The following is a 23598-nucleotide window of genomic DNA, read 5'->3' as shown; positions in this document are numbered from 1 at the left end:
AGGATTGGGAGCAGGATAGGTGGACAAGCTCGTCTATACCGCGGCGACGGGCCTGCGCGCGCAGATGGCGGCGCAGGCGGCGATCGCCAACAACATGGCGAACGCGTCCACCACCGGCTTCCGTGCCGACCGCGTCGTGTTCGACCGCATCACGCTGTCGGACGGCACGCAGACGTTGTCGGCACGTCAGCCGACCGCGGAAGAGGTGACCGACGCCGACCGTACGCCCGGCGCACTCCAGCAGACCGGACGCAACCTCGACGTCGCGATGACGGGCAACGACACCTGGATGAGCGTGCAGGCCGCCGACGGCAGCGAGGCGTACACGCGTCGCGGCGACCTGTCCGTGACGCAGTCGGGTACGCTCCAGACCGGCGACGGCTATCTGGTGATGGGACAGTCGGGGCCGATCACGATCCCGCCGTACCAGTCGCTGTCGATCGCCAGTGACGGCTCGATCTCGATCGTACCCTTGGGCGCCGCCGCGACCGAGACGACCGTTATCGACAAGATCAAGCTGGTGTCGGACAAGGGCTCGACCACGGTAAAGGGGCTCGACAACCTCTTGCACGTCAAGGGCGGCGGCAACCTGCCCGAGAACCTCGATGCCAAACTCGCCTCGGGCGCGCTCGAGGGGTCGAACGTCGACATGACCAAGGCGCTGGTCGACATGATCGAGAACCAGCGCAGCTACGAAGTGCAGGCGAACCTGCTGAAGGAAGCCAAGTCGATGGACGAGTCGAGCGCGTCGCTGATGCGGCTGCCGACCTGACGCGACGCTCCCACCGCTGACCCGCCCGAACCGACCAGATAACCGAACAGGAACCGCCTCATGACCACCGCCGCCATGCACATCGCGCGCACCGGGCTCGACGCCCAGGACATGCGGATGCGCGTCATCTCGAACAACCTCGCGAACGTGAACACGACCGGCTACAAGCGCGACCGCGCGGCGTTCGAGACGCTGTCGTACCAGGTCGTGACCGCCGCAGGCGCGGCGTCGAGTGCGGAGAGCAAGTACGCGACGGGGTTGAACCTCGGCACCGGCGTGCGCGTGCAGGGCACCGCGCGCATGGACACGCAGGGTGCGACGCAGCAGACCGGCAACTCGCTCGACATGATGCTCGACGGCGACGGCTATTTTCAGGTCCAGCTGCCCGGCGGCGAGCTCGGCTACACCCGCGCGGGCAATTTCTCGCGCTCGCCCGAGGGGCAGCTGATCACCAGCGAGGGCTATCAGGTGATGCCCGGCATCAACATTCCGCCCAACGCGACGCAGGTGACGATCGGCTTGGACGGCACCGTGTCGGCGACGGTTCCGGGGCAGACCGATGCGCAGAACCTCGGGCAGATCCAGGTCGCGAGCTTCCCCAACGCGGCGGGGCTGCAGAGCACCGGCGACAATTACCTGCGCGAGACCGCATCGTCGGGCGCCGCCAACCTGGGCGTCGCGGGTGAGGACGGCCGCGGCAAGGTGCGTCAGGGCGCATTGGAGGCATCCAACGTCAACGTGGTCGAGGAACTGGTCGACATGATCGAGACGCAGCGCGCGTACGAGGTCAATTCGAAGATGATCTCGGCGACCGACGAGATGCTCAAATACGTCAACCAGAACATCTGACGCGGAAACAGACGATGGCCAGCCGCATGCCCCATTCCTTTTCCGCGCACTGGATCGAGCTCGCGCTCGGTGCCACCGCCGCAGCGCTCGTCGCCGCCGCGGTCGTGCCGTCGTCGGCCGATGCGAAGCTATTCGGCTCGAAGAAGCCGGCGGAGGATTTCACCGCGGTGCGCGCGCCGATGGTACCCGCCACGCCGCCGCCCGCCGACGGCGCGATCTTCCACGTCGCGGAAGGATACGGCGCCTTGACCGAGGGTTGGCGCGCGCGCCGCGTCGGCGACCCGCTGACGATCGTCTTGGTCGAGCGGACGGCGGCGTCGAAGACCGCCTCGTCGAAGCTCGACTCGACCGGTGCCGGCGGGCTGACCCCGCCCGCCACCGGGCCGCTGTCGTTCATCGATCCGAATTCGATCCGCGCCAGCGGCAATCGCAACTTCAACGGTGCAGGCAGCGCCGATCAGGCCAATTCGCTGTCGGGCGAGGTCTCGGTCACGGTGGCGCAGGTCTACCCCAACGGCACGATGCTGGTGCAGGGACAGAAGCGCGTGACGCTCAACCGCGGCGACGAATATGTGCAGATCAAGGGGCTGGTGCGCACCGCCGACGTCGACATCAACAATCGCGTCCTGTCCACCCGCGTCGCCGACGCGCAGATCGCCTACACCGGCAAGGGCGATGTCGCCCGCGCCAGCCGACAGGGCTGGCTGTCGCGCTTCTTCAGCGTGATCTCGCCGTTCTGATCGGCCCGATCACACGCACTGCGTTAGCGTCGCGGTAACCATGCCTCGCCTAGGTTCGCTGATCATGAAGACCTTCTCCCTTCTTCGCTCGCTCATCGTTCGCGCGGGCATTGCCCTTGCCGCCTTGTCGGCGTTCGCCGCGCCGGCGCAGGCCGACCGCATCAAGGACCTGGGCGGATTCCAGGGCATCCGCTCGAACCAGCTGACCGGCTACGGCATCGTCGTCGGCCTGCCCGGCACGGGGGACGACAACCTCGAATATACCGTGCAGTCGGTAAAGGCGGTCGCGTCGCGCTTCGGGCTGCAGCTGCCGCCGAACGTCAACCCGGGGTTGAAGAACGCCGCGGTGGTGATGATCACCGCCGAGCTGCCGCCGTTCGCGAAACCGGGGCAGCGGATCGACATCACCGTCGCGTCGATGGGCAAGGCCAAGTCGCTTCGCGGCGGCAGCCTGGTGCTGGCGCCTTTGCTGGGCGCCGACGGGCAGATCTACGCGATGGCGCAGGGCAATCTCGCGGTCGGTGGCCTGGGAGCGGAGGGCGCGGACGGCTCGAAGATCGTCATCAACGTCCCCTCGACCGGCCGCATCCCCGAGGGAGCAACGGTAGAGCGCGCGGTCGCGACCGGGTTCGCCGACACGCCGTTCCTGACCTACAATCTGCAGCGCGCCGATTTCACCACCGCGCAGAACGTCGCGGCAGCCATCAACCAGCGTCTGGGCTTCGGCACCGCGCAGGCGATCGACGCGGTCTCGGTCGCGGTGCGCGCGCCGGTCGGCGCCGACATCCGCGCCGGACTGATGAGCCAGATCGAGAACCTCGACGTCGCCAGTGCCGAGCCGCCCGCCAAGGTGATCGTCAACGCGCGCACCGGCACGGTCGTCATCAACTCCGCCGTACGCGTCGGCGCCGCTGCCGTCACGCACGGCAAGCTGACGGTCCGCATCGACGAGAATCAGCGCATCAGCCAGCCCGCACCGTTCAGCCAGGGCCAGACCGCGCTCGAGCGCAAGTCGGGCGTCTCGGTCGACGAGGAGCGCAAGCCGATGTTCCTCCTCAATCCCGGCCCCAAGCTCGCCGACGTGGTGAAGGCGGTGAACGCGATCGGCGCCAGCCCCGCGGACCTCGTCGCGATCCTGGAGGCGCTGAAAGAAGCCGGCGCATTGAAAGCGGAGTTGATCGTCCTGTGACCGACACCCCGAATATTGCTGGCGCCACTGCGTCGCTCACACCGACCAGCGCCACCGGCACGTTCGCGCGCGCGAACACCAAGGAGAACCTCGCCAAGGCGGGACAGCAGTTCGAATCGGTGTTCACCGGCATGATGCTGAAATCGATGCGGCAGGCGAAACTCGCCGACCCGTTGTTTGACAGCAAGGCGCTCGACACCTTCCGCGACATGCAGGATCAGAAGACGGTGCAATCGATGGCCGAGCACACGCCGCTCGGCATCGGCCGTGCGATGACCGAATTCCTGGGGCGCGGGCAACCGAATCTTAACGAGGGCGGTGGCAAACCGGCCGAATGAGCGATCTCCTCTCCATCGGCGCCAGCGGCGTTCGCGCGTTTCAGGGCGCGCTGACGACGACGTCGGAGAATATCGCCAATTCGGGTACGGTCGGCTACGCGCGCCGCACCGCGCAGATGGCCGAGGTTTCGGCCGCGGGGATCAAGGGCGTCAACGGCTACGGCGTCCTCGTCACGGGCACGCAGCGTGCGGCCGACTCGATCCGCTCGGCCGCGGTCCGCAGCGCCGGGGCCGACCTGTCGCGCACGCAAGCGGGCTCGGCATGGCTCGACCGCATCCAAACCGCGATGACCGGCGCCGACGTGTCGGGTCGCCTTTCCAGTTTCTACACTTCGGCGACCGCGCTCGCCGCCGACCCGGCCTCGGGCGCGCAGCGCAGCGTGATGCTCGAGAATGCGCAGAGCGTCGCCTCGAGCTTCGCCGCGACCGGCGCCGCGCTCAGCCAGGTCGTCACCGACCTCGACCAGACCGCCGACGGCGACGCCGCGACGCTGTCCAATCTCGCGAGCGCGCTCGCCAAGGTGAACGACGGGCTCGGCCGGGCAGGGGCGGGCACCGCCTCGGCGGCGAACCTCGCCGATCAGCGCGACCAGCTGCTCGAACAGATGAGCGCTTTGTCCGACGTGTCGGCGACCTTCGACGCCGCCGGACGCGCCACCGTTCGTGTCGGCGGAGAGGTCGGGCCGACGCTCGTCTCGGGCCGCGACGCCGGCATCGTCTCCTACGCGCGTAGCCCGGAGGGCAACGTTACCTTCACCGTCACGCGCGGCAAGGATGCGCAGACGTTTCAGCCGAGCGGCGGCTCGCTCGCCGGCATCGCTGACGCGGCGCAGCGGATCGTCGATACGCGCGGGCTGGTCGCCGACACTGCACGCGACTTCGCCGACAGCGTCAACGCGGTCCAGGCCGAGGGCGTCGACCTCAACAACGCCGCAGGCCAGCCGATCTTCGCCTATGACGCGGCCGATCCGACGCGGATGAGCGTCGCGATGACCGATCCCGCCGGCATTGCTGCCGCCGCCGTTGGTGGTGGCACGCGCGACGGCAGCAACCTCGCCAAATTGCAGGCAGCGCGCGCCAGCGGCAATTTCGAGGGCGGGATCACCGGCCTCGTCGCCGGCAACGCCGCCGCGATCGCCAACCGCCGCATCGTCGGCGACGCGCAGAACGCGATCCTGTCGGGCGCGACGACCGCGCGCGATCAGATCAGCGCGGTCAACCTCGACGATGAGGCGGTGCAGCTGCTGCGCTTTCAACAGGCCTATCAGGCGTCCAGCCGCGTCATCTCGGTCGCGAAGGACGTGTTCCAGTCGCTGATGGAGATCCGCTGATGTCGGTCAGTTTCGCCACCAGCGGCTTCTACGGCCGCTCCGCCAGCGCGATGAACGCGCTCACCGCGCGCGCCGAGGCGCTGCAGACGCAGGTCTCGACCGGCAAGAAACTTCAGGCACCGTCCGACGACGCGGTCGCGTACCAGCGGTTGCAGGGCATGCGGGTCGCAGGCGCGAACGACGCCGCCTTTGGCGCAAACGTCAAGATCGCGCAGGGCGTGCTCGCCTCCGCCGACTCGACGCTCGGCAGCATCGGCGACCAGCTACAGAAGGCGACCGAGCTCGCGGTGCAGGCCGGCAACGGTACCTTGTCGAAGGACGCGAAGCAGGCGATCGCGACGCAGTTGAAGGACGTGCTCGCCAGCATCGTCGGTCTCGCCAATGCGAAGGACGCGCGCGGTGCGCCGCTGTTCGGCGGCTCCGAAGCGGCGGTCGCGGGGCAGGCGGAAACGCCCGCCGTCACGCAGACCGCTACCGGCGCGCTCACCTTCGCGGCCGGGCAGCCGTCCGCGATCCCGATCGGTGAGGGTCAGACCGTGCAGCCGAGCGTCGCCGCGCGCGACGTGCTCAAGATCAAGGACGACGGTACCACCACCGGGCGCGACATCGGCGAGGTCATCACCTCGATGATCGCGACGCTGGAGGCAGGCGGGACGCTGTCGGACGCGGACAACGCCGATCTGTCGGCAATCTCGGCGCAGACGACGCAGGCGCAGGCCTCGGTCGGTGCGCGTGCGGTCCGCGTCGATTTGCAGGCGGCCTATTTCACGCAAGTGGGGACCGATCGCGAGGCCGCGCGCTCCGACATGGAAGACGTCGACGTGACCACCGCGATCACCGAGTTGCAGAAGACGATGACGATCCTGTCGGCGACGCAGGCGAGCTTCTCGAAGCTGTCGCAGCTCTCGCTGTTCGACTACATTCGCTAAAGGTCGAACGCGCGCGCTATTTTACGCCGCCGCGCTTAACCACTTCGCTACCACCTGCCGGTTAACCATGCGGTCGAATAACCCAGGGAATCGCGCATGTTCGCCGGCATCGGCCTCGTTGTCCTCCTCGTCATGGTGTTCGGTGGTTTCGCGATCACCGGCGGCGCACTCGGCCCCGTGTTCGAGGCGATCCCGCACGAAATGCTCATCATCGGCGGCGCGGCGGCGGGCGCGCTCATCATCGGCAATTCCGGCAAGGAATTGAAGGCGATGGGCGGCGGGCTCGCCAAGGTATTCAAGGGCCCGAAGTACAAGAAGCAGGACTATCTCGACGTCATCTTCCTGGTGTCGAAATTAATGAAGATGCTCCGGATGGAAGGGCCGATCGCGCTCGAGCCGCACGTCGAGGACCCGAGCTCCTCCGCGGTGTTCGCCGAATATCCCAAGCTGTTAAAGGACCACACGCTCGTCAACCTGATCGCCGACACGCTCCGGCTCGTCGTCGTCTCGTCGGGCACGCTCGACGTCCACGCGGTCGAGGACGTGATGGATAACGCGATCAAGACCCACCACCACGAGGTCGAGGGGCCGCACACGACGCTCTCCAGCCTGGCGGACGCGCTGCCGGCACTCGGCATCGTCGCCGCGGTGCTCGGCATCGTGAAAACGATGGGCTCGATCGACAAGCCGCCTTCGATTTTGGGCGGGATGATCGGCTCGGCACTTGTCGGCACCTTCATGGGCGTGCTGCTCGCCTACGGCATCGTCTCGCCGCTCGCGGGCCGGTTGAAGCAGGTGATCGACGCCGACGCCGCGATCTACCACGTGGTCAAGCAGATCATCATCGCCTCGCTCCACGGTCACCCGCAGCCGCTGGTGATCGAGGCGGCGCGCTCGGGCATCCAGCACAAGAACCAGCCCGGCTTCGCCGAAGTGTTCGACGGCCTGCGCGGCAAGTAAGATGGCGCGCGCACCCCACGGCACCAACGTGCCGCCCAAGATCATCGTCAAGAAGATCTACATCGAGGGTCACGGCGGTCACCACGGCGGCGCGTGGAAGGTCGCCTACGCCGATTTCGTCACCGCGATGATGGCGTTCTTTCTGCTGCTCTGGCTGCTCGGCGCCACCACGGAAAAGCAGCGCAAGGGTATCGCCGACTATTTCGCGCCGACGCTGATCGACAACAAGTCGCTGGGTGTCGGCGGCATCGGCCCGTTCGGCGGCGAATCGATCATGTCGCAAAACAAGCTCGGCCCGCAGGCGGGGCAGTCGAGCATGCAGGCGATCGCGACGGTTGTCCGCTCGGAGGGCGGCGCGCAGAGCGGCTACGGTCCCAAGGGATCGCTGCGCAGCGCCCCGCGCGAGGCGATGCTGGAGGATCAGAAGAACTTCGCCAAGCTGAAGCGCGAGGTCATGCAGCGCATGGCGAAGAAGGCCGACATCGCGAAGCTCGCCAAGCACATCCGCTTCACCATGACGCCCGACGGCATGCGGATCGACCTGATCGACGACGCCGATTACTCGATGTTCGCGCTCGGCACGACCGCGCTCGACGCGCGCGCGTCCGAACTGATCGGCACCGTCGCGACCGGCATCGCCGCGACCGGCAACCCGATCATGATTCGCGGCCACACCGACAGCCTGCCCTACGGCGATCCGCGCGCGATGAACAACTGGATGCTCTCCTCGGGCCGTGCGGAGGCGACCAGGCGCCGCCTAGCGCTCGCCGGCATACCGGAAGCGCGCTTCAACCGGATCGAGGGCGTCGCCGACCGCGAGCCGATGATCGCCAAGGATCCGGGCGACCCGCGCAACCGCCGCGTCGCAATCACGCTGCTGTACCGCGCCGGCACCTTCGGGTCCTGAGCCAGCGCCCGCGACTCGTCGGCGGGGCTGGGCGAGCGCGTTGATGGCGCCTGCGCTGCGACGTGCGCGACTTGCGGCAGATTTGGCACATTGTGCTTTTTTTGTGGCGAAGACTGCACAAAACGATTCGCACCGCCTTCCGCGATAGGTTATGCGATGGGCAAGGCGCCTATTCGATCGCGCCCCGAAAGCCGCGTTCGCCGTCCTGCGCGTGGTTTTCGAAATGGATGCGACGGGCGGACCGGGAAGTTGAACAGGTTTATGGGTTACGACAAGGGCGGCCGCGGTGCACGCGGTGGGCGTGGACGCGACAAGCGCGACGGTTTCGGCGGTGACGATTTCGGCGGCGGCTTCGGCGGCGGCGGTTTCGACGGCGGTGATCGTGGCGGCTTCGGCGGCGGCGGCTTTGGCGGTGGTGGCGGCGGCTTCGGCGGCGGCAATCGCGGCGGCTTCGGCGGCGGTGGCTTCGGCGGCGGCGGCGGCGGTGGTTTCCGCGGCGGCGGTGGCGGCTTCGGTGGTGGCGGCGGCGGTGGTCGCGGTATGCCCCCGCAGGTCGTCGGCGAGGGCACCGGCGTGGTCAAGTTCTTCAACGCGCAGAAGGGCTTCGGCTTCGTCGTGCGCGATGACGGCGGCGAGGACGTGTTCGTGCACATCTCGGCGGTCGAGCAGGCGGGCCTGTCGGGCCTGGCCGAGGGTCAGCCGCTCGGCTTCACGCTCGTCGACCGCGGTGGCCGCATCTCGGCGACCGACCTCAAGATCGACGGCGAGCCGATGCCGGTGCAGGATCGTGCGCCGCGTGACGGCGGCTTCGGTGGCGCACCGGGTGGCCCGCGCGGTGGCCAGGGTGGCCCGCAGCGCTCGCTGACCGGCGAGAAGGCGACCGGCACCGTCAAGTTCTTCAACGCGATGAAGGGCTTCGGCTTCATTCAGCGCGACGACGGCCAGCCCGACGCGTTCGTGCACATCTCGGCGGTTGAGCGCGCCGGTATGCCGACGCTCAACGAAGGCGACCGGCTCAGCTTCGAGATCGAGGTCGATCGTCGCGGCAAGTACGCAGCGGTGAACCTCGCCCCGAACAGCTGATCGTTCGATCAGGTGAGACAGGGACGGCCCGTTCGGCACCACGCCGGGCGGGCCGTTCTCGTTCAGACAGCATTGAGTAGGTGGCACGCATGACGCTGCGTTGGATGATCTTGCCCACGGTCGCGCTCGCTGCCGCCGGTGCGGCCGCAATCACGCTGCGCGCACCCGATGCGCCCGCGACACCGCAGGCGGCACCCGCGACCGCAGCACCCGCGACACAGCCCGACGCGCGCCCGCCGCTGCTCACCCCCATTATCGTCGCGCGCACGCCGCACGATGCAAAGGCATTTATCGAAGGCCTCGTCTGGCACGACGGTGCCTTATACGAGAGCGTCGGGCTCGAAGGGCGCTCCGACGTGCGCCGCGTCGATCTGGCGACGGGCAAGGTGCAGCAGCGCGCCGTTATCCCGCCCGCGCAGTTCGGCGAGGGGCTGGCCGCCTACAAGGACCGGCTGGTCAGCCTGACGTGGCACGACGGCATCGCGCATCTGTGGTCGGCGCGCAACTTGAAGCCGCTCGGCACCGCGCGCTACACCGGCGAGGGCTGGGGGCTGACCAGCGACGGGCGCTCGCTGATCCGTTCCGATGGGTCCGCCACGCTCACCTTCCACAATCCTGCCACGCTCGCGGTCGAGCGCCGCCTCGACGTCACGCTGAACGGCCGCGCGATCACGCAGCTCAACGAACTTGAGTGGGTCGACGGACAGATTCTCGCTAACGTGTGGCACGCACCATTCCTCGTTCGGATCGACCCCGCCAGCGGTCACGTCACCGCAATCGTCGACCTGCGCGCCATCGTCGCCGAGGTGGGCGCGACCGATCCAGAGGCGGTCGCCAACGGCATCGCATGGGATGCGGGCAAGCGGCGCCTGTTCGTGACCGGCAAGCTGTGGCCGACGATGTTCGAGATCACGCTGCCGAAGAACTGAGCGTCGCGCCTCCGGCCCGGCACGGCTGGGCAGGCTGCGAAAAAAGAGCCCGGTACGTTTCCGCACCGGGCCATAGGTGTTTGTCCGCAGGAGGAACATCGTGATGGGGGCGAGCCACCGGCCCGCACCCGAAAGTCGTCAGTAATTGTAGGCGCGCTCGCCATGCTCGCCGAGGTCGAGACCCTCGCGCTCGACATCGGCGGCGACCCGCAGGCCGGTCAGTGCACGCGCGGCGAACATCGCGATCGCGGTGCCGACGCCGGTCCAGACGATCGTGGTCAACACCGCCTCGATCTGCACGATCAGCTGGTGCGCCATGTCGTAGTCGGGCTTGCCCGGCCCGCCGAGCGACGGCGCGTAGACGATCGCGGTGCCGATCGCGCCGACGATGCCGCCGATGCCGTGGACGCCAAAGGCGTCGAGCGCGTCGTCGTAGCCGAGCTTGGGCTTCACCACCGACACCGCGTAGAAGCAGATCACCGAGGCGACCGCACCCAAGACAATGGCGCCGAACGGGCCCGAGTTGCCCGCCGCCGGCGTCACCGCAACCAGCCCCGCGACCACCCCCGAGCAGAAGCCCAGCGCCGATCCCTTGTGGCCGTTGATTCGCTCGGCGAGCATCCAGAACAGCGCACCCGAGGCAGTCGCGACGAAGGTGTTGATCATCGCCAGCCCCGCCGACCCGTTCGCTTCAAGCGCGGACCCGGCGTTGAACCCAAACCAGCCGACCCACAGCAGCCCGGTGCCGATGCCCGTCATCGTCAGCGAGTGCGGCACGATCCGCTCGGTCGGATAGCCGATCCGCTTGCCCAAGATCAGCGCGGCGACCAGCGAGGCGACGCCCGCGTTGATGTGCACCACGGTGCCGCCGGCGAAGTCGAGCGCCCCCATCTTGAAGAACAGCCCGCCCGACGCCCACACCATGTGCGCGATCGGAAAATAGACGATCGTCAGCCAGATCGCGGCGAACGCCATCACTGCGGAGAACTTGATCCGCTCGACCACCGATCCCAGCACCAGCGCGACGGTGATCGCGGCAAAGGTCATCTGGAAACAGACAAAGACATATTCGGGGATCGCCACGCCCGCAGTGAAGGTGGCCGCAGTGCTCTCCGACGTGACGCCGTTCAGGAACGCCTTGCCCAGCCCCGACACGAAGTCGTTGCCGCCGTCGCCGAACGCGAGCGTGTAGCCCCACATCACCCAGATCAGCATCGCGAGGCACGCGACCGCGCCGATCTGCGTCATGGTCGACAGCATGTTCTTGGTGCGCGTCAGCCCGCCGTAGAACAGCGCCAGACCCGGCAGGATCATCATCATGACCAGCAGCGTGCTGGTCAGCATCCACGCGGTGTCGCCCTTGTTGACGGTCGCGCTCGCCGCAGCGGCGGGCGCCTGCAGTGCGGCATCCTGCGCCCAGGCGGGCAGCGCCGCCAGCAACGCCATGCCCGCGCCAGCGAAACTCAGTCGTTCAATCGATCGCTTCATTCCCCAACCCCCGTCAGAGTGCGGTGTCGTCGGTTTCGCCGGTGCGGATGCGCACCGCCTGGCCGACCTCGAGCACGAAGATCTTGCCGTCGCCGATCGCGCCGGTGTTGGCCGACGCCTGCACCGCCTCGACCACGCGGTCCGCCATGCCGCTCTCGCACACGACCTCAATCTTGATTTTGGGCACCATGTTGGTGCTGTATTCGGCGCCGCGGTAGATCTCGGTCTGGCCCTTCTGCCGCCCGAACCCCTTGACCTCGGATACCGTCATGCCCGCCACGCCGATCGCGGTCAGCGCCTCGCGCACCTCGTCGAGCTTGAACGGTTTGATGATGGCAATGACCAGCTTCATCGCGCCCCCTTCCCTATAGCGGGAGGGTGCTTTGCAGGTAGTGTGCCAAACCGCCGCAAGAGGGTCGCGGCATCAAATTGCTATCGAAAACTACGCTGGTGCAGCAATAAACAGGCAGTTCGCTGCTTAATCTGCCTAATAATCAGGCAGGATCAATCAGTCGGCTCGCTCGTGAAAGATCATCCTCATCCACCATCACGCGCGCGGGGATCAGCAGCCAGCTGCCATCCGCGATCGACGCACCGGTGTCGAACGCAACCGCGTCGATCCCCTCGGACTCGAGCCGACCGACGATGATGTTGGCTAGGTTGCGGTCGAAGCGACCGAGTTCGACCAGCGCCATTACGCGGGGACCGTTGGGTTGCGCACCGGCAGACCGTCGATGCTGCGGGTGCGCTGCGCGTATTTGGCGAAGCGGGTCTGGTCGTCGTGCGTCGCGTGATATTTGTTGAGCGTCTCGCGCGTGCGCTCGAACGCCATGTACGGCACGCCCCAGCCGCACGAGGTCTGCACCTGCTCGACATCAACGACGAAGATCTGCCGCGTGCCAGGCAGTAGCGTGAAGTCGGCAGCGAGCGCCGACCATCCCTCGTCCTGCGGCAGCACTGGTCGTCCGCGCCCGTAGATGCGCAGGATCAGCGCGGGATTGTCGAATGCGCAGAACATGATCGTAATGCGTCCGTCGGCGAGCAGGTGCGCGTTGGTCTCGTTCCCCGATCCCGCGACATCGAGATAGGCGACGGTGCGCTCATCGAGCACGCGGAAGCTGTCCATCCCCTTGGGGCTCAAGTTCACGCGCGCGTCCTTCGCGGCGGTCGCGACGAAGAACACCGGCTGCTTCGCAACGAACGCGCGGTGCTCGGGAGTGAGCGCGGGGAAGAACTCCATGACATATGCCTCGCGTTGACGCGCATGGATGATGCGCATAGCTTGGGTGGATGAGACACGATCCGATCAGCTCCGGCAAGCGCAAAGCGGTCAATCTCTCGATCGATAGCGGCGTCATCGCCGCGGCGCGCGAGGCCGGGATCAACCTGTCGCAGACCTGCGAGGCGGCGCTACGCACCGCCGCCAAGGCCGAACGTGATCGCCAGTGGGCCGAGGACAACCGCGAGTGGATCGAGGCCAACAACGCCTGGGTCGAGAAAAACGGACTGCCGCTCGAGAAATACCGCCTGTTCTGATGGCGCGCTTGGACGTCTATCCGGCGCCGGAGGGCGGGTACTGGCTGGATTGCCAGTCCGATCAGTTCGGTGCGCTGAACAGCCGTTTCATTGCGCCACTGGTCGAGGAAAGCGAGCGCCCAGCGGGTGACGCACGCCTAACGCCTATCTTCGAGATCGACGGTACCACTTATACGATGCAGACCCACCTGTCCGGTGCTGTTGCGGCGCGTCTGCTGCGAGAGCCCGTCGCCAACCTGGTCGAACACGAGTACGCGATCGGCGCTGCGCTCGACCTGCTGCTCGGCCGCTACTGACCGCTCACGCGGTCGCAGTACCGCCGACCGTCAATCCGCCGATCAGCAGCGTCGGCTGACCCACGCCCGCGGGCACGCTCTGCCCGCCCTTGCCGCACATGCCGATCCCCTCGTCGAGCGCGAAGTCGTTGCCGACACCCTCGACCTTGGTCAGCACGCTCGGCCCGTCGCCGATCAGCGTCGCGCCCTTGATCGGCGCGCCGATGCGCCCGTTCTCGACCAGATACGCCTCGGTGCACGAGAAGACGAACTTGCCCGACACGATGTCGACCTGCCCGCCGCCGAACGACTGCGCGAAGATGCCGCGCTTGACGCGGGCCAGCAGCTCGGCGGGATCGTCCTTGCCCGCCTTCATGAAGGTGTTGGTCATGCGCGGCATCGGCGCGTGCGCGAAGCTCTCGCGGCGGCCGTTTCCGGTCGGTTCGACCCCCATCAGCCGCGCGTTGAGCCGGTCCTGCATATAGCCCTTGAGGAACCCGTCCTCGATCAGGATCGTCTCGCTCGTCGGCGTGCCCTCGTCGTCGATCGACAGCGACCCACGACGGTCGGCGATCGAGCCGTCGTCGACCACGGTGACGCCGCGCGCCGCAACCTGTTCGCCGATCCTCCCTGAGAAGGCGCTGGTGCCCTTGCGATTGAAGTCGCCCTCCAGCCCGTGGCCGATCGCCTCGTGGAGCACGATGCCCGGCCAGCCCGGCCCCAAGAGCACGGTCATCTCACCCGCGGGTGCCGCGACCGAGTCGAGATTGACCAGCGCCTGGCGCAGTGCCTCGTCCACCGCGCGGTTCCATTCCGCCGGCTCGAACAGCCGATCGTAAAGATAGCGTCCGCCCATGCCGAACGTGCCCGTCTCGCGCCGGCCGTTCTGCTCGACCACGATCGACACGTTCAACCGCACCAGCGGCCGCACATCGGTCGCGACGAAGCCATCGGCGCGGACGATCTCGACCACGCTCCACGTGCCGCTCAAGCCCACCGACACCTGCGCGACGCGCGGGTCGCGCGCGCGGGCCGCGGCGTCGATCGTCTGGCAGAGGTTCACCTTGTCGGCGAAGGGGACGAGGTCGAGAGGATCGGCGTCGGTGTAAAGGTGGAGGTTGGTGCTGCGCGGCGGCTGCGCCTTCGCGCCAGCGGAAGGATCGATCAGCGCCATCGTCTCCGCGGCGCGCTTGATCGCGGCCTCGCTCAACTCGTTGGCGTGCGCAAAGGCGGTCATCTCGCCCGACACCGCGCGCAGGCCGAAGCCTGCATTGGTGTCGTAACTCGCGGTCTTCAGCCGCCCATCATCGAACCCGAACGCCTCGGCCTTGCGGTACTGGAGGTAGAGCTCACCGTCGTCGGCCTTCGCCAGCGCGTCGGCGGTCAGCGCCCTGGCCGCGTCGGGGTCGAGCGAGTCGCGGTACAGGAAAGAGCGGGGATCGAGTGCGGTCATGCCACCCTAGATAGGACGGCCCGCCGCGTTGGCAAAGCCGCCCCGCTCACTCGACCGCCCTCAGTGAACGTCGGGGCTGGCGCCTTCAGAGATGTCGGGCAGCGTCGACTGGTCGACCCCGTCCGCCGCGCCGCCGATCAGCACGAAGCGCCGGTCGCAATAACCGCAGTCGACGTAGCCGTGCTCGTCGATCTGCAGGTAGATGCGCGGGTGGCCGAGCGCCGCACCGCCGGGAATGTCGCTCGCGCCATCACAGGCGACGCGGGGTTGCGAGACACGGACGACTTCGAGCGGCGGATGCATGACCTGCGCGTTAGCAAGCACGCGCGCGACTCGCAATCATCGCCTAGCGCGCAGCCGATGATCGGCGTACCGCGCGGGGCATGAGCACCGAAGCCGCGATCTCGATCCAGAACCTGTGCAAGACCTACGCCGCCGCCGGCCCCGGCGCAGTGGCGAAGCGCGCGCTCGACGGCGTGACCTTCGACGTGCCGCGCGGCAGCGTGTTCGGGCTGCTCGGCCCCAACGGCGCGGGCAAGTCGACGCTGATCAACATCCTGGCGGGGCTCGTCAACAAGACCAGCGGCACCGCCTCGATCTGGGGCTTCGACATCGACGCGCATCCGCGCAACGCGAAGGCGTCGATCGGCATCGTCAACCAGGAGATTCTGTTCGACCCCTTCTTCACGCCGATCGAGACGCTGGAGATCCAGGCCGGGCTCTACGGCGTACCCAAGTCGCAGCGCCGCTCGATGGAGCTGCTGCGCGCGGTCCACCTGGAGGACAAGGCCAAGGCGTACGCGCGCACGCTGTCGGGCGGCATGAAGCGGCGGCTGATGGTCGCCAAGGCGATGGTCCACCAACCGCCGGTGCTCGTGCTCGACGAGCCGACCGCGGGCGTCGACATCGAACTGCGCCAGCAGCTGTGGACCTATGTCCGCAGCCTCAACGACGCAGGCGTCACCGTGGTGCTGACGACGCACTATCTCGAGGAAGCCGAGGAACTGTGCGACCGCATCGCGATCATTAACGGCGGCCGCGTCATCGCCAATGAACCCACCGCCGAACTGGTGGGCAAGGCACAGGAGAAGGTGGTCGCAGTGACCGTCGATCGCGAAGTCGCCGACCTGCCCGACGCGTCATGCTTCGAAAAGATCGTGCTCAAGGGCACGCGCACGCTCGAGATTACCTATTCGAAGGACCGCGTGAACGCGGGCGAGGTGCTCGCCGCGGTTCAGCGCGACGGTCTCGGCATCGTCGACGTGACGACGAAGGAAGCCGATCTGGAGGACGTGTTCCTCAGCCTCACGCGCGCCGCCAACGCCGGGTAAGCAGTGCGACGCGGCGGGACTGTCCTAAGCCGCGGGCATCGTGCACATAGCGCCGCGATGGACCGATCCGCCCCTTGCTCGCACGCACGCCCGCGCACGCACGCGAGTCAGTGCGACCTTAGTGACCTTCCGGCGCATACGGTGACCGCGTGAGCAGCGCGATCAGCGACGTGCTGATCGTCGGCTCGGGCGCCGCCGGGCTGACCGCCGCGCTGAACCTCGCCGACCGCTTCCGCGTCACCGTGCTGGCGAAGGGCGCGCTCAACGAAGGCTCGACCGCCTGGGCGCAGGGCGGGATCGCCGCGGTGCTCGAACCTGGCGACACCTTCGCCAACCACGTCGAGGATACAATGGTCGCGGGGGCAGGGCTTAACGACCGCGACGTGGTCGAATTCGTCGTCGGCGAGGCACCGCAGGCGATCGCGCGGCTGCGCGCGCTCGGCGTGCCGTTCGCGGAAGCGGAGCCGAGAGGCTCCGGGACGCTCCACCTGACGCGCGAGGGCGGGCACTCGCATCGCCGGATCGTCCACGTCGCGGATGCGACCGGCTGGGCGGTGCAGGAGGCGCTGCAACGCGCGGCGGAGGCGCATCCCAACATCACGCTGCTGCCCGACCGGTGTGCGATCGATCTCGCCACCAGTCGGCACGAAGAGCGCTACTCGGGCGCGGGCAACGTCTGGGGCGTCTACGCGCTCGACCGCGCGTCGGGCACCGTCGAGCTCCACACTGCGCGCGCGACGATCCTGGCGACCGGCGGAGCGGGGCGCACCTATCTGTTCTCCACCGCGCCGCGCGGCGCGACCGGGGACGGCATCGCGATGGCGTGGCGCGCGGGCTGCCGCATCTCCAACATGGAGATGATGCAGTTCCACCCGACCTGCCTCTACAATCTCGAGGTCAAGAACTTCCTCATCACCGAGGCGGTGCGCGGAGAGAACGGGCGGCTGATCAACCCGGCGACGGGCAAGCGTTTCATGGCCTATTACGACGCCGATCGGATGGAGCTCGCGCCGCGCGACGTGGTAGCGCGCGCGATCGACGCCGAGATCAAGCGCTACGGCCTCGATTACGTCCACCTAGACATCAGCCATCAGCCCGCCGACTTCGTCCGCGCGCACTTCCCCAACATCCATGAAAAGCTGCTGGGGCTGGGCATCGACATGACGACGCAAGCCATTCCGGTCGTGCCGGCGCAGCATTACACCTGCGGCGGGATCGTCGTCGACCGCGACGGACGCACCGACCTGCCCGGGCTCTACGCCGCGGGCGAATGTACCGAGAGCGGCTTGCACGGCGCCAACCGTCTCGCGTCCAACTCGCTGCTCGAATGCTTCGTCTTCGGCGAGGCCGCGGCACGCCACATCGCCGAATGCTGGGACACGCTGCCGTCGGTGCCCGCGATCCGCGCGTGGGATGAAAGCCGCGTCACCGACTCCGACGAGGAGGTCGTGATCAAGCAGAACTGGACCGAGATCCGCCGCTTCATGTGGAATTACGTCGGGATCGTGCGCACCACCAAGCGGTTGCAGCGTGCCAAGCGCCGCATCGACCTGCTGACGCAGGAGGTCGAGGAGCATTACGGTCATTTCCGCGTCACCGCCGACCTGATCGAACTGCGCAACCTGATTCAGACCGCCGACCTGATCGTCCGCTCCGCTCTCCACCGTCACGAGAGCCGCGGGCTGCACTTCACGCTCGATTACCCTGACATGCTGCCGGACGCGATCGACACCGTGCTGGTGCCGTGAAAAGCGTGTCGTGGCAGGCGCTTGCAGTGAGGCCATCCTTGTCTGCCCGTCGTGCCGTCACAACATCTCGTCGCAGCGACGAGGGTGATGGTCGCAGACCGGCGGCCCGAGCATTGCCGTTTGGCGCGGCCTCGTCTCAACAAGGCGGCAGCGGGCGAGGTGCGGGTACGAATGCGTAACGGCGTGTTGTTGGGATTGGCGGGCGTGCTGGCGCTGGTGGTGGCGTGCAGCGGTGGGGTGGTGCCCAATCCCGGCGCCAATTACGGCGGCCGCGCGCCGCTCGCCGCCGGAACGCAGGACGCCAATGGGCCGATCGTCAGCCTTCCCGTACCCGTCGCGCGTCCGCTGCCGGTCACCAACGCTGCGCCTGCCGGGCTGCGCGCCGAGGTCGACCGGCTGATCGGCGAATTCCCCGGCAAGGCGGGCGCCGCGATCCGCGCGGTCGACGACGGCTGGACCGTTCAGCGCGGCGGAGCACTCAGCCTGCCGCAGCAGAGCGTCAGCAAATTGTGGGTGGCAATGACCGTGCTGTCGCAGCGCGATGCCGGCAAGCTGCGGCTCGACGATCCCGTGCTCGTCACCACGAACGACCTGACGCTGTTCCACCAGCCGATCGCGAGCCTCGTGCGCGGCGAAGGCTATCAGACCACGGTAATGGGCCTGCTGACGCGCGCGCTGACGCAGAGCGACAACACCGCCAACGACCGGCTGCTGAGGCTCGTCGGCGGCCCTTCGGCGGTGCGCGCCTTCATCGCCGAGCACCAATTGGGTGCGATCCGCTTCGGCCCGGGCGAGCGCCTGCTCCAGAGCGGCACCGCCGGGCTCACCTGGAACCAGTCGATGGCAATGGGGCGCGGGTTCGAGGCGGCGCGCGCGCGACTGGCACCCGAGGTGCGTGCCGCGGCGATGCAGCGCTACATCGACAATCCGCCCGACGGCGCCGCGCCGCTCGCGATCGCCGACGCGCTCGCGCGGCTGGCGCGCGGCGACCTGCTGAGCGAGACCTCGACCCGCGTCATGCTCGACACGATGGGTGCCTCGGTTACGGGCCGCGCGCGCCTGCGCGCCGCACTGCCTAGCGGATGGACGATCGCGCACAAGACCGGCACCGGGCAGGAGCTCGCCGGGCGCAATGCCGGCTTCAACGACGTCGGACTGCTGACCGCACCCGATGGCAAGCGCTACGCGGTCGCGGTGATGATCGGCGACACGCGCGCGCCGATGCGCGTGCGCCAGCAACTGATCCAGAACGTCGCCGCCGCGCTGACCGGCGGGCACGCGGGCGGCACCGTCGGCGAGGACGCGAGCGACGGCTGAGTGCCTGATGGCGCAGGCGTTGCGCTTTCGCCACGCCGCGTGATCGAAGCGCAGCGCGGCGGTTTCGCACCGGCCTGAAACCGCCTAAGCCAGCGGTCATGCCGCATCTCTATCTCGTCGACGGTTCGGGCTATATCTTCCGCGCCTATCACCGTCTGCCGCCGCTCACCAACAAGCACGGCGAGCCGGCCGGCGCGGTTTACGGCTACGCCTCGATGCTGTGGCGGCTGGCGGACGACCTGCACAAGGCCGACGGGCCGACGCACATGGCGGTGATCCTCGACAAATCCTCGGTCACCTTCCGCAACGAGATGTACGATCAGTACAAGGCGCACCGTCCGCCGCCGCCCGAGGACCTCGTTCCGCAATTCCCGATGATCCGCGATGCGACGCGCGCCTTCTCCTTGCCGTGCATCGAGGAGCAGGGCTGGGAGGCCGACGACCTGATCGCCAGCTACGCCAAGGCGGCGCTCGCGCAAGGCTGGCAGGTGACGATCGTAAGTTCCGACAAGGACCTGATGCAGTTGGTCGAGGACGGCAGCCTCGACATGCTCGACACGATGAACAATCGCCGGTTGATGGCAGCCGACGTCGAGGCGAAGTTCGGCGTGCCGCCGGCCAAGGTTGGCGAGGTGCTCGCGCTGATGGGGGACTCGGTCGACAACGTGCCTGGCGTCCCCGGCGTCGGTCCGAAAACTGCGGCCAAGCTGATCCAGGAGTTCGGCGACGTCGAGGGCGTGCTCGCCGCCGCACCCGAGATGAAGAAGAGCAAGTTGAAGGACAATCTGCTCGAACACGCCGACAATGCACGACTGTCCAGGCGACTGGTCGAGCTCGCCTGCGACGTGCCGCTGCCCGAACCGCTCGAGGATCTGGCGCTCAAGGGCATTCCCGAGGCGCCGCTGCGCGCGTTTCTCGAACATCACGGCTTCAAGTCTTTGCTGTCGCGGCTCGGTCAGGTCGCCGACGCGCCAACGCCCGAGGCGAAGGTGCCGGGCGTCGCGTTCGACGACGAGCCGGCATGCGACCACGACGGCTACGAAACGGTGGTCGACGAGGCCAAGCTCGACGAATGGATCGCCGCCGCGCGATCTCAGGGCTGGCTCGCGCTCGATACCGAGACGACTGGCAAAGACCCGATGGCGGCTCACCTCGTCGGCATTTCGATAGCGCTTGCACCCAACCGCGCCTGCTACGTGCCCGTCGCACACGGCGGTAGCGACATGTTCGCCGAGCGTCCGGCGCAGCTCGACGCCGCACTGGTGCTGGGCAAGCTCAAATCGCTCTTGGAGGACGCAGGCGTCCTCAAGGTCGGACATAATTTCAAATACGATCTGATCATCTTTAACCGCGCCTATGCCGCCGCCGGGTTGGGCGAGGTGACGATTGCGCCGCTAGACGACACGATCGTGATGAGCTTCGACCTCGACGCAGGGCTTCACGGCCACGGGATGGACGAACTCGCAGCCACCCACCTCCAGCATTCGTGCATCGCCTACAAGGACGTGGTCGGCACCGGCAAGAAGGCGCTCGGCTTCCACGAGGTCGATCTGAAGGCGGCGACCCGCTACGCCGCGGAGGACGCCGACGTGACGCTCAGGCTTTGGCGCCGGTTCAAGCCGCGACTTCCAGCCGAGAGCGCCACCCGCGTCTACGAGATGGTCGACCGCCCGCTCGTCCCCGTGATCGCGCGAATGGAGCAGCGTGGCATCCTGGTCGACCGCGACCGGCTCGCGGCGCTGTCGGCCGACTTTTCCGAGCAGATCGCCGGGCTGGAGACGGTGATCCACGATCTTGCCGGCGGTCCGTTCACGATAGGCAGCCCCAAGCAATTGGGCGACGTGCTGTTCGAGCGGCTGGGTTTGAAGGGCGGGCGCAAGGGCAAGAGCGGGGTTTACTCGACCGACGTCAACGAACTCGAACGCCTCGCCGCCGACAAGGAGTCGGCGGGCGCGGAGATCGCGCGCAAGGTGCTCGACTGGCGCGGCCTGACCAAGCTCAAGAACACCTACACCGACACACTGCAGGAACAGATCAACGCCGATACCGGCCGCGTACACACCAGCTACTCGCTGACCGGCGCGCAGACCGGGCGGCTGTCCTCGTCCGACCCCAACCTCCAGAACATCCCGATCCGGCAGGAGGTCGGCCGCCAGATCCGCGACGCATTCGTGGCACGGCCCGGCTACGTCATCCTCGCTGCCGACTATTCGCAGATTGAGCTGCGCCTCGCCGCGCACATGGCCGACGTGCCCGCGCTCAAACACGCGTTCGCGAACGGCGACGATATCCACAGCCTGACCGCGCAGGAACTGTTCGGCGAGGTGACGCGCGACAATCGCGCGCGCGCCAAGACGATCAACTTCGCGATCCTCTACGGTATCAGCCGCTGGGGGCTCGCCGGCCGGCTCGATATCACGGCGGACGAGGCGCAAGGAATGATCGACCGCTATTTCGATCGCTTCCCCGGCATCAACCGCTACATCGCCGAAACGCTGACGGGGGTTCGTGAGCGCGGCTTCACCACGACCTTGTTTGGGCGCAAGACGCACTTCCCGCGCATTCGCAGCAAGGTGCAGAACGAGCGTCAGGGGGCAGAGCGCGCCGCGATCAACGCGCCGATCCAGGGCACCAGTGCCGACATCATCAAGCGCGCGATGGTGCGAATGGAGCCCGCACTCGCCGCCGCCGGGCTGACGGGCACGCACATGCTGCTGCAGGTCCACGACGAACTGGTGTTCGAGGTCGCCGATGCGGAGGTCGAGGCGGCGCGCGAGGTGATCGAGCGCGTCATGGCCACCGCGGCCGAGCCTGCGGTCAAACTCGACGTGCCGCTGGGTGTCGAGATCGGCACGGGGGCGAGCTGGGGGGCAGCGCATTGACGAGCGTCGCCGGCGCCGTACCGGCCGAGCAGAAGGACATCGCCGCACTCGCCAAGGGCGGGCGCACCAACGTCGCGGGGTTCGTGCTGCGGCTGGGCGCGCGCATCCCGTTCCTGTTCATCGCCGGGCACCTCTACGGCGCGGCGCTGGTCGGCCGGTTCGCGATCGCGGTGGTGGTGGTCGAACTCGCCGCGCTGGTGGCAACGCTGGGGTTGAAGCGCGGGCTCGCGCAGGCGCTGAGCAGCACCGACCGCCCGCACAATGCGGTCGTCGCCGACGCACTGACGGTCGCCTTGATCGTCTCGCTGTGCGCTAGCGCGCTGCTGTGCGCGTTTCCGCAGCTGATGTACCCGAGCAGCTGGATCACCGGGCTCGATCGCTTTTTCCCGCTCATTATCCTCGCGCCCGCGCTCTCCGACGTGAGTCTCGCCGCGCTCGCCTACCGCCACGACGTGAAAGCGAGCGTCACCGCACGCGCGGTGGTGGAGCCTTGGACGCTGTCGGGTGCGGCCTATGCCTTCTCCTTCTTCACGCTGCGCGACGGGCTGATCCTGTCCTACGTCGCGTCGATGACCGCGGCGCTGATCGCCAGCATCGTGCCGCTGGTGCGCAGCTACGGTATCCCGACCGGCTGGTCGCCGCACCTTCGCGGGCTTTTCCAGCTCGCCCGCGCCAATGCGCCGCTCGCCGGTGCCGACGCGTTGGAGTGGGGCAGCCGCAACGTCGACCGCATCGTGCTGGGCGTGCTGTTCGCGCCGGGCGTCGTCGGTATCTATTACATGGCGCAGCAGGTCGCGAGCCTGCCGCAGAAGCTGAAGACCAGCTTCGACCCGATTTTGGGTCCCGTTGTGACGCAGAGCCTCGCGCGGCGCGATTATGGTGCGATCGCGCGACAGGTGCGGCAGGTCGCCTTCTGGATCATCGCGGCGCAATTATGCCTCGCGCTGATGGCGTCGATCCCGCGCAAGGCGGTGATGGCATCGGTCGGCGCGCAGTTCGAGAGCGGGGCGGCGGCGCTGGTGTTCCTGCTGTTCGCAGAGGTATTCGCCTCGACGGGCGCGGTCAGCGAGTCCGCGCTCGTCTACATGGCGCGGCACCGCAATCTGGTGATCTCGGCGACGATGCTGGGGGTACAGGTCGCGCTGTCGTTCGCGTTCATCCTCGGCATGCGTGCACTCGGCTTTGGGTTGACCGAGCAAGCTGCGGGCGCACCGGTCGCGCTGATGGTGACGCTGTTGCTGACCTCGGTCATCAAGGCGCGTGAGCTCCGGCGGATGCTGGGTACATCGGTGTCGCCGATGCGCTGGCCGCTCGCCTGGGCGGCGATAGCGGCGGGGCTGGTGGGCGGTGCCTTCACGCTGCTGCCGCCGGGCTACCGCGCGGTCCAGCTCGCAGTCGGCATTCCGGCGACCGCCGCAGTCTATTTGTGGATGATCTGGCGCTACGCATTCGGCCCGGAGGATCGCGCGCTCTTTACCAAGATGCCCAAAGCCGAAGAGGCCACCCTGCCGAAGGAGGGCGGCTTCACCAGTTGATCGACA

General features: G+C 67.7%; 24 protein-coding genes. 18 read left to right on the top strand and 6 right to left on the bottom strand.

Annotated elements, in window-relative coordinates:
* Nucleotides 1–19 precede the first annotated feature (19 nt).
* From BMW51_RS10890 to BMW51_RS10840, 11 genes are all read left to right on the top strand, one after another.
* Complete coding sequence (locus BMW51_RS10890) at nucleotides 20–772, top strand: flagellar basal body rod protein FlgF (RefSeq protein WP_093006318.1); 753 nt, start codon at nucleotides 20–22, stop codon at nucleotides 770–772.
* Nucleotides 773–832: 60 nt separating this feature from the next.
* Nucleotides 833–1621 (top strand): flagellar basal-body rod protein FlgG, encoded by a 789-nt coding sequence (gene flgG, locus BMW51_RS10885; RefSeq protein ID WP_093006316.1) that lies wholly within the window; start codon nucleotides 833–835, stop codon nucleotides 1619–1621.
* A 14-nt stretch (nucleotides 1622–1635) separates the two neighbouring features.
* The gene (locus BMW51_RS10880) at nucleotides 1636–2361 is read left to right on the top strand and encodes a flagellar basal body L-ring protein FlgH (RefSeq protein ID WP_093006314.1); all 726 of its coding nucleotides are present in this window, start codon (nucleotides 1636–1638) and stop codon (nucleotides 2359–2361) included.
* 64 nt (nucleotides 2362–2425) lie between these two features.
* Entirely contained in the window at nucleotides 2426–3550 is a 1125-nt protein-coding gene (locus tag BMW51_RS10875; RefSeq protein WP_093006312.1) for a flagellar basal body P-ring protein FlgI, read from the top strand.
* The gene (locus BMW51_RS10870) at nucleotides 3547–3888 is read left to right on the top strand and encodes a rod-binding protein (RefSeq protein ID WP_093006310.1); all 342 of its coding nucleotides are present in this window, start codon (nucleotides 3547–3549) and stop codon (nucleotides 3886–3888) included. Before BMW51_RS10875 ends, BMW51_RS10870 begins: the two co-directional genes overlap by 4 nt.
* Entirely contained in the window at nucleotides 3885–5219 is a 1335-nt protein-coding gene (gene flgK / locus BMW51_RS10865; RefSeq protein WP_093006308.1) for a flagellar hook-associated protein FlgK, read from the top strand. Before BMW51_RS10870 ends, flgK begins: the two co-directional genes overlap by 4 nt.
* On the top strand, nucleotides 5219–6148 hold the full coding sequence (locus tag BMW51_RS10860; protein ID WP_093006306.1) for a flagellin N-terminal helical domain-containing protein: 930 nt from the start codon (nucleotides 5219–5221) through the stop codon (nucleotides 6146–6148). Before flgK ends, BMW51_RS10860 begins: the two co-directional genes overlap by 1 nt.
* A gap of 96 nt (nucleotides 6149–6244) precedes the next feature.
* Nucleotides 6245–7108 (top strand): flagellar motor stator protein MotA, encoded by an 864-nt coding sequence (gene motA, locus BMW51_RS10855; protein WP_019517553.1) that lies wholly within the window; start codon nucleotides 6245–6247, stop codon nucleotides 7106–7108.
* A 1-nt stretch (nucleotide 7109) separates the two neighbouring features.
* Nucleotides 7110–8015 carry a flagellar motor protein MotB gene (locus BMW51_RS10850; protein WP_093006304.1) on the top strand — a complete coding sequence of 302 codons (906 nt, stop codon included), beginning with the start codon at nucleotides 7110–7112 and terminating at the stop codon, nucleotides 8013–8015.
* A 261-nt stretch (nucleotides 8016–8276) separates the two neighbouring features.
* Nucleotides 8277–9098 (top strand): cold-shock protein, encoded by an 822-nt coding sequence (locus BMW51_RS16360; protein WP_093006302.1) that lies wholly within the window; start codon nucleotides 8277–8279, stop codon nucleotides 9096–9098.
* 89 nt (nucleotides 9099–9187) lie between these two features.
* Nucleotides 9188–10027, top strand: coding sequence for a glutaminyl-peptide cyclotransferase (locus BMW51_RS10840; RefSeq protein ID WP_177171635.1), 840 nt, complete (start codon nucleotides 9188–9190; stop codon nucleotides 10025–10027).
* Between the two features lie 138 nt (nucleotides 10028–10165).
* Here BMW51_RS10840 and BMW51_RS10835 read toward each other — a convergent pair whose 3' ends face one another.
* From BMW51_RS10835 to BMW51_RS10820, 4 genes are all read right to left on the bottom strand, one after another.
* A complete protein-coding gene (locus tag BMW51_RS10835; protein ID WP_093006300.1) occupies nucleotides 10166–11515 on the bottom strand; it encodes an ammonium transporter in 1350 nt (449 codons plus the stop codon).
* A 13-nt stretch (nucleotides 11516–11528) separates the two neighbouring features.
* Entirely contained in the window at nucleotides 11529–11867 is a 339-nt protein-coding gene (locus tag BMW51_RS10830) for a P-II family nitrogen regulator (protein ID WP_093006298.1), read from the bottom strand.
* A gap of 142 nt (nucleotides 11868–12009) precedes the next feature.
* On the bottom strand, nucleotides 12010–12210 hold the full coding sequence (locus BMW51_RS10825; RefSeq protein ID WP_093006296.1) for a putative signal transducing protein: 201 nt from the start codon (nucleotides 12208–12210) through the stop codon (nucleotides 12010–12012).
* Nucleotides 12210–12755 (bottom strand): pyridoxamine 5'-phosphate oxidase family protein, encoded by a 546-nt coding sequence (locus tag BMW51_RS10820; protein ID WP_245708444.1) that lies wholly within the window; start codon nucleotides 12753–12755, stop codon nucleotides 12210–12212. Before BMW51_RS10820 ends, BMW51_RS10825 begins: the two co-directional genes overlap by 1 nt.
* A gap of 50 nt (nucleotides 12756–12805) precedes the next feature.
* Here BMW51_RS10820 and BMW51_RS10815 point away from each other — a divergent pair, with 50 nt between their 5' ends.
* Together BMW51_RS10815 and BMW51_RS10810 are read left to right on the top strand one after the other, a co-directional pair.
* A complete protein-coding gene (locus BMW51_RS10815) occupies nucleotides 12806–13051 on the top strand; it encodes a type II toxin-antitoxin system CcdA family antitoxin (RefSeq protein WP_093006292.1) in 246 nt (81 codons plus the stop codon).
* Nucleotides 13051–13347 (top strand): CcdB family protein, encoded by a 297-nt coding sequence (locus BMW51_RS10810; RefSeq protein WP_093006290.1) that lies wholly within the window; start codon nucleotides 13051–13053, stop codon nucleotides 13345–13347. Before BMW51_RS10815 ends, BMW51_RS10810 begins: the two co-directional genes overlap by 1 nt.
* A gap of 4 nt (nucleotides 13348–13351) precedes the next feature.
* On the opposite strand, the gene tldD is transcribed toward BMW51_RS10810, so the two are convergent.
* Both tldD and BMW51_RS10800 read right to left on the bottom strand, forming a co-directional pair.
* The gene (gene tldD / locus BMW51_RS10805) at nucleotides 13352–14779 is read right to left on the bottom strand and encodes a metalloprotease TldD (protein WP_093006288.1); all 1428 of its coding nucleotides are present in this window, start codon (nucleotides 14777–14779) and stop codon (nucleotides 13352–13354) included.
* Between the two features lie 60 nt (nucleotides 14780–14839).
* The gene (locus BMW51_RS10800) at nucleotides 14840–15082 is read right to left on the bottom strand and encodes a zinc-finger domain-containing protein (protein WP_093006286.1); all 243 of its coding nucleotides are present in this window, start codon (nucleotides 15080–15082) and stop codon (nucleotides 14840–14842) included.
* Nucleotides 15083–15162: 80 nt separating this feature from the next.
* Here BMW51_RS10800 and BMW51_RS10795 point away from each other — a divergent pair, with 80 nt between their 5' ends.
* The 5 genes from BMW51_RS10795 (at nucleotide 15163) to BMW51_RS10775 (ending at nucleotide 23592) form a co-directional block, all read left to right on the top strand.
* On the top strand, nucleotides 15163–16110 hold the full coding sequence (locus tag BMW51_RS10795) for an ABC transporter ATP-binding protein (RefSeq protein ID WP_093006284.1): 948 nt from the start codon (nucleotides 15163–15165) through the stop codon (nucleotides 16108–16110).
* Nucleotides 16111–16259: 149 nt separating this feature from the next.
* Complete coding sequence (nadB, locus tag BMW51_RS10790) at nucleotides 16260–17858, top strand: L-aspartate oxidase (protein ID WP_093006282.1); 1599 nt, start codon at nucleotides 16260–16262, stop codon at nucleotides 17856–17858.
* Between the two features lie 171 nt (nucleotides 17859–18029).
* Nucleotides 18030–19175 (top strand): serine hydrolase, encoded by a 1146-nt coding sequence (locus tag BMW51_RS10785; protein ID WP_093006280.1) that lies wholly within the window; start codon nucleotides 18030–18032, stop codon nucleotides 19173–19175.
* Nucleotides 19176–19273: 98 nt separating this feature from the next.
* Nucleotides 19274–22057: a DNA polymerase I gene (gene polA, locus BMW51_RS10780; RefSeq protein WP_093006278.1), complete on the top strand. Its 2784-nt coding sequence runs from the start codon at nucleotides 19274–19276 to the stop codon at nucleotides 22055–22057.
* Nucleotides 22054–23592, top strand: coding sequence for a lipopolysaccharide biosynthesis protein (locus tag BMW51_RS10775; protein ID WP_093006276.1), 1539 nt, complete (start codon nucleotides 22054–22056; stop codon nucleotides 23590–23592). The genes polA and BMW51_RS10775 overlap by 4 nt, the downstream gene beginning before the upstream one ends.
* Nucleotides 23593–23598 lie beyond the last annotated feature (6 nt).

It is taken from the genome of Sphingomonas palmae, from assembly GCF_900109565.1.
GTDB lineage: Bacteria > Pseudomonadota > Alphaproteobacteria > Sphingomonadales > Sphingomonadaceae > Sphingomonas > Sphingomonas palmae.
Note: the sequence above shows the minus strand (reverse complement) of the source record. Positions and strands in the feature narration are given on the sequence as shown.

Coding starts and splice junctions, on each gene's coding strand:
- flgG (WP_093006316.1), top strand. CDS start 833: ATGACCACCGCCGCCATGCACATCGCGCGCACCGGGCTCGACGCCCAG.
- BMW51_RS10880 (WP_093006314.1), top strand. CDS start 1,636: ATGGCCAGCCGCATGCCCCATTCCTTTTCCGCGCACTGGATCGAGCTC.
- BMW51_RS10875 (WP_093006312.1), top strand. CDS start 2,426: ATGAAGACCTTCTCCCTTCTTCGCTCGCTCATCGTTCGCGCGGGCATT.
- flgK (WP_093006308.1), top strand. CDS start 3,885: ATGAGCGATCTCCTCTCCATCGGCGCCAGCGGCGTTCGCGCGTTTCAG.
- BMW51_RS10860 (WP_093006306.1), top strand. CDS start 5,219: ATGTCGGTCAGTTTCGCCACCAGCGGCTTCTACGGCCGCTCCGCCAGC.
- motA (WP_019517553.1), top strand. CDS start 6,245: ATGTTCGCCGGCATCGGCCTCGTTGTCCTCCTCGTCATGGTGTTCGGT.
- BMW51_RS10850 (WP_093006304.1), top strand. CDS start 7,110: ATGGCGCGCGCACCCCACGGCACCAACGTGCCGCCCAAGATCATCGTC.
- BMW51_RS16360 (WP_093006302.1), top strand. CDS start 8,277: ATGGGTTACGACAAGGGCGGCCGCGGTGCACGCGGTGGGCGTGGACGC.
- BMW51_RS10840 (WP_177171635.1), top strand. CDS start 9,188: ATGACGCTGCGTTGGATGATCTTGCCCACGGTCGCGCTCGCTGCCGCC.
- BMW51_RS10835 (WP_093006300.1), bottom strand. CDS start 11,515: ATGAAGCGATCGATTGAACGACTGAGTTTCGCTGGCGCGGGCATGGCG.
- BMW51_RS10830 (WP_093006298.1), bottom strand. CDS start 11,867: ATGAAGCTGGTCATTGCCATCATCAAACCGTTCAAGCTCGACGAGGTG.
- BMW51_RS10825 (WP_093006296.1), bottom strand. CDS start 12,210: ATGGCGCTGGTCGAACTCGGTCGCTTCGACCGCAACCTAGCCAACATC.
- BMW51_RS10820 (WP_245708444.1), bottom strand. CDS start 12,755: ATGGAGTTCTTCCCCGCGCTCACTCCCGAGCACCGCGCGTTCGTTGCG.
- BMW51_RS10815 (WP_093006292.1), top strand. CDS start 12,806: ATGAGACACGATCCGATCAGCTCCGGCAAGCGCAAAGCGGTCAATCTC.
- BMW51_RS10810 (WP_093006290.1), top strand. CDS start 13,051: ATGGCGCGCTTGGACGTCTATCCGGCGCCGGAGGGCGGGTACTGGCTG.
- tldD (WP_093006288.1), bottom strand. CDS start 14,779: ATGACCGCACTCGATCCCCGCTCTTTCCTGTACCGCGACTCGCTCGAC.
- BMW51_RS10800 (WP_093006286.1), bottom strand. CDS start 15,082: ATGCATCCGCCGCTCGAAGTCGTCCGTGTCTCGCAACCCCGCGTCGCC.
- BMW51_RS10795 (WP_093006284.1), top strand. CDS start 15,163: ATGAGCACCGAAGCCGCGATCTCGATCCAGAACCTGTGCAAGACCTAC.
- BMW51_RS10785 (WP_093006280.1), top strand. CDS start 18,030: ATGCGTAACGGCGTGTTGTTGGGATTGGCGGGCGTGCTGGCGCTGGTG.
- polA (WP_093006278.1), top strand. CDS start 19,274: ATGCCGCATCTCTATCTCGTCGACGGTTCGGGCTATATCTTCCGCGCC.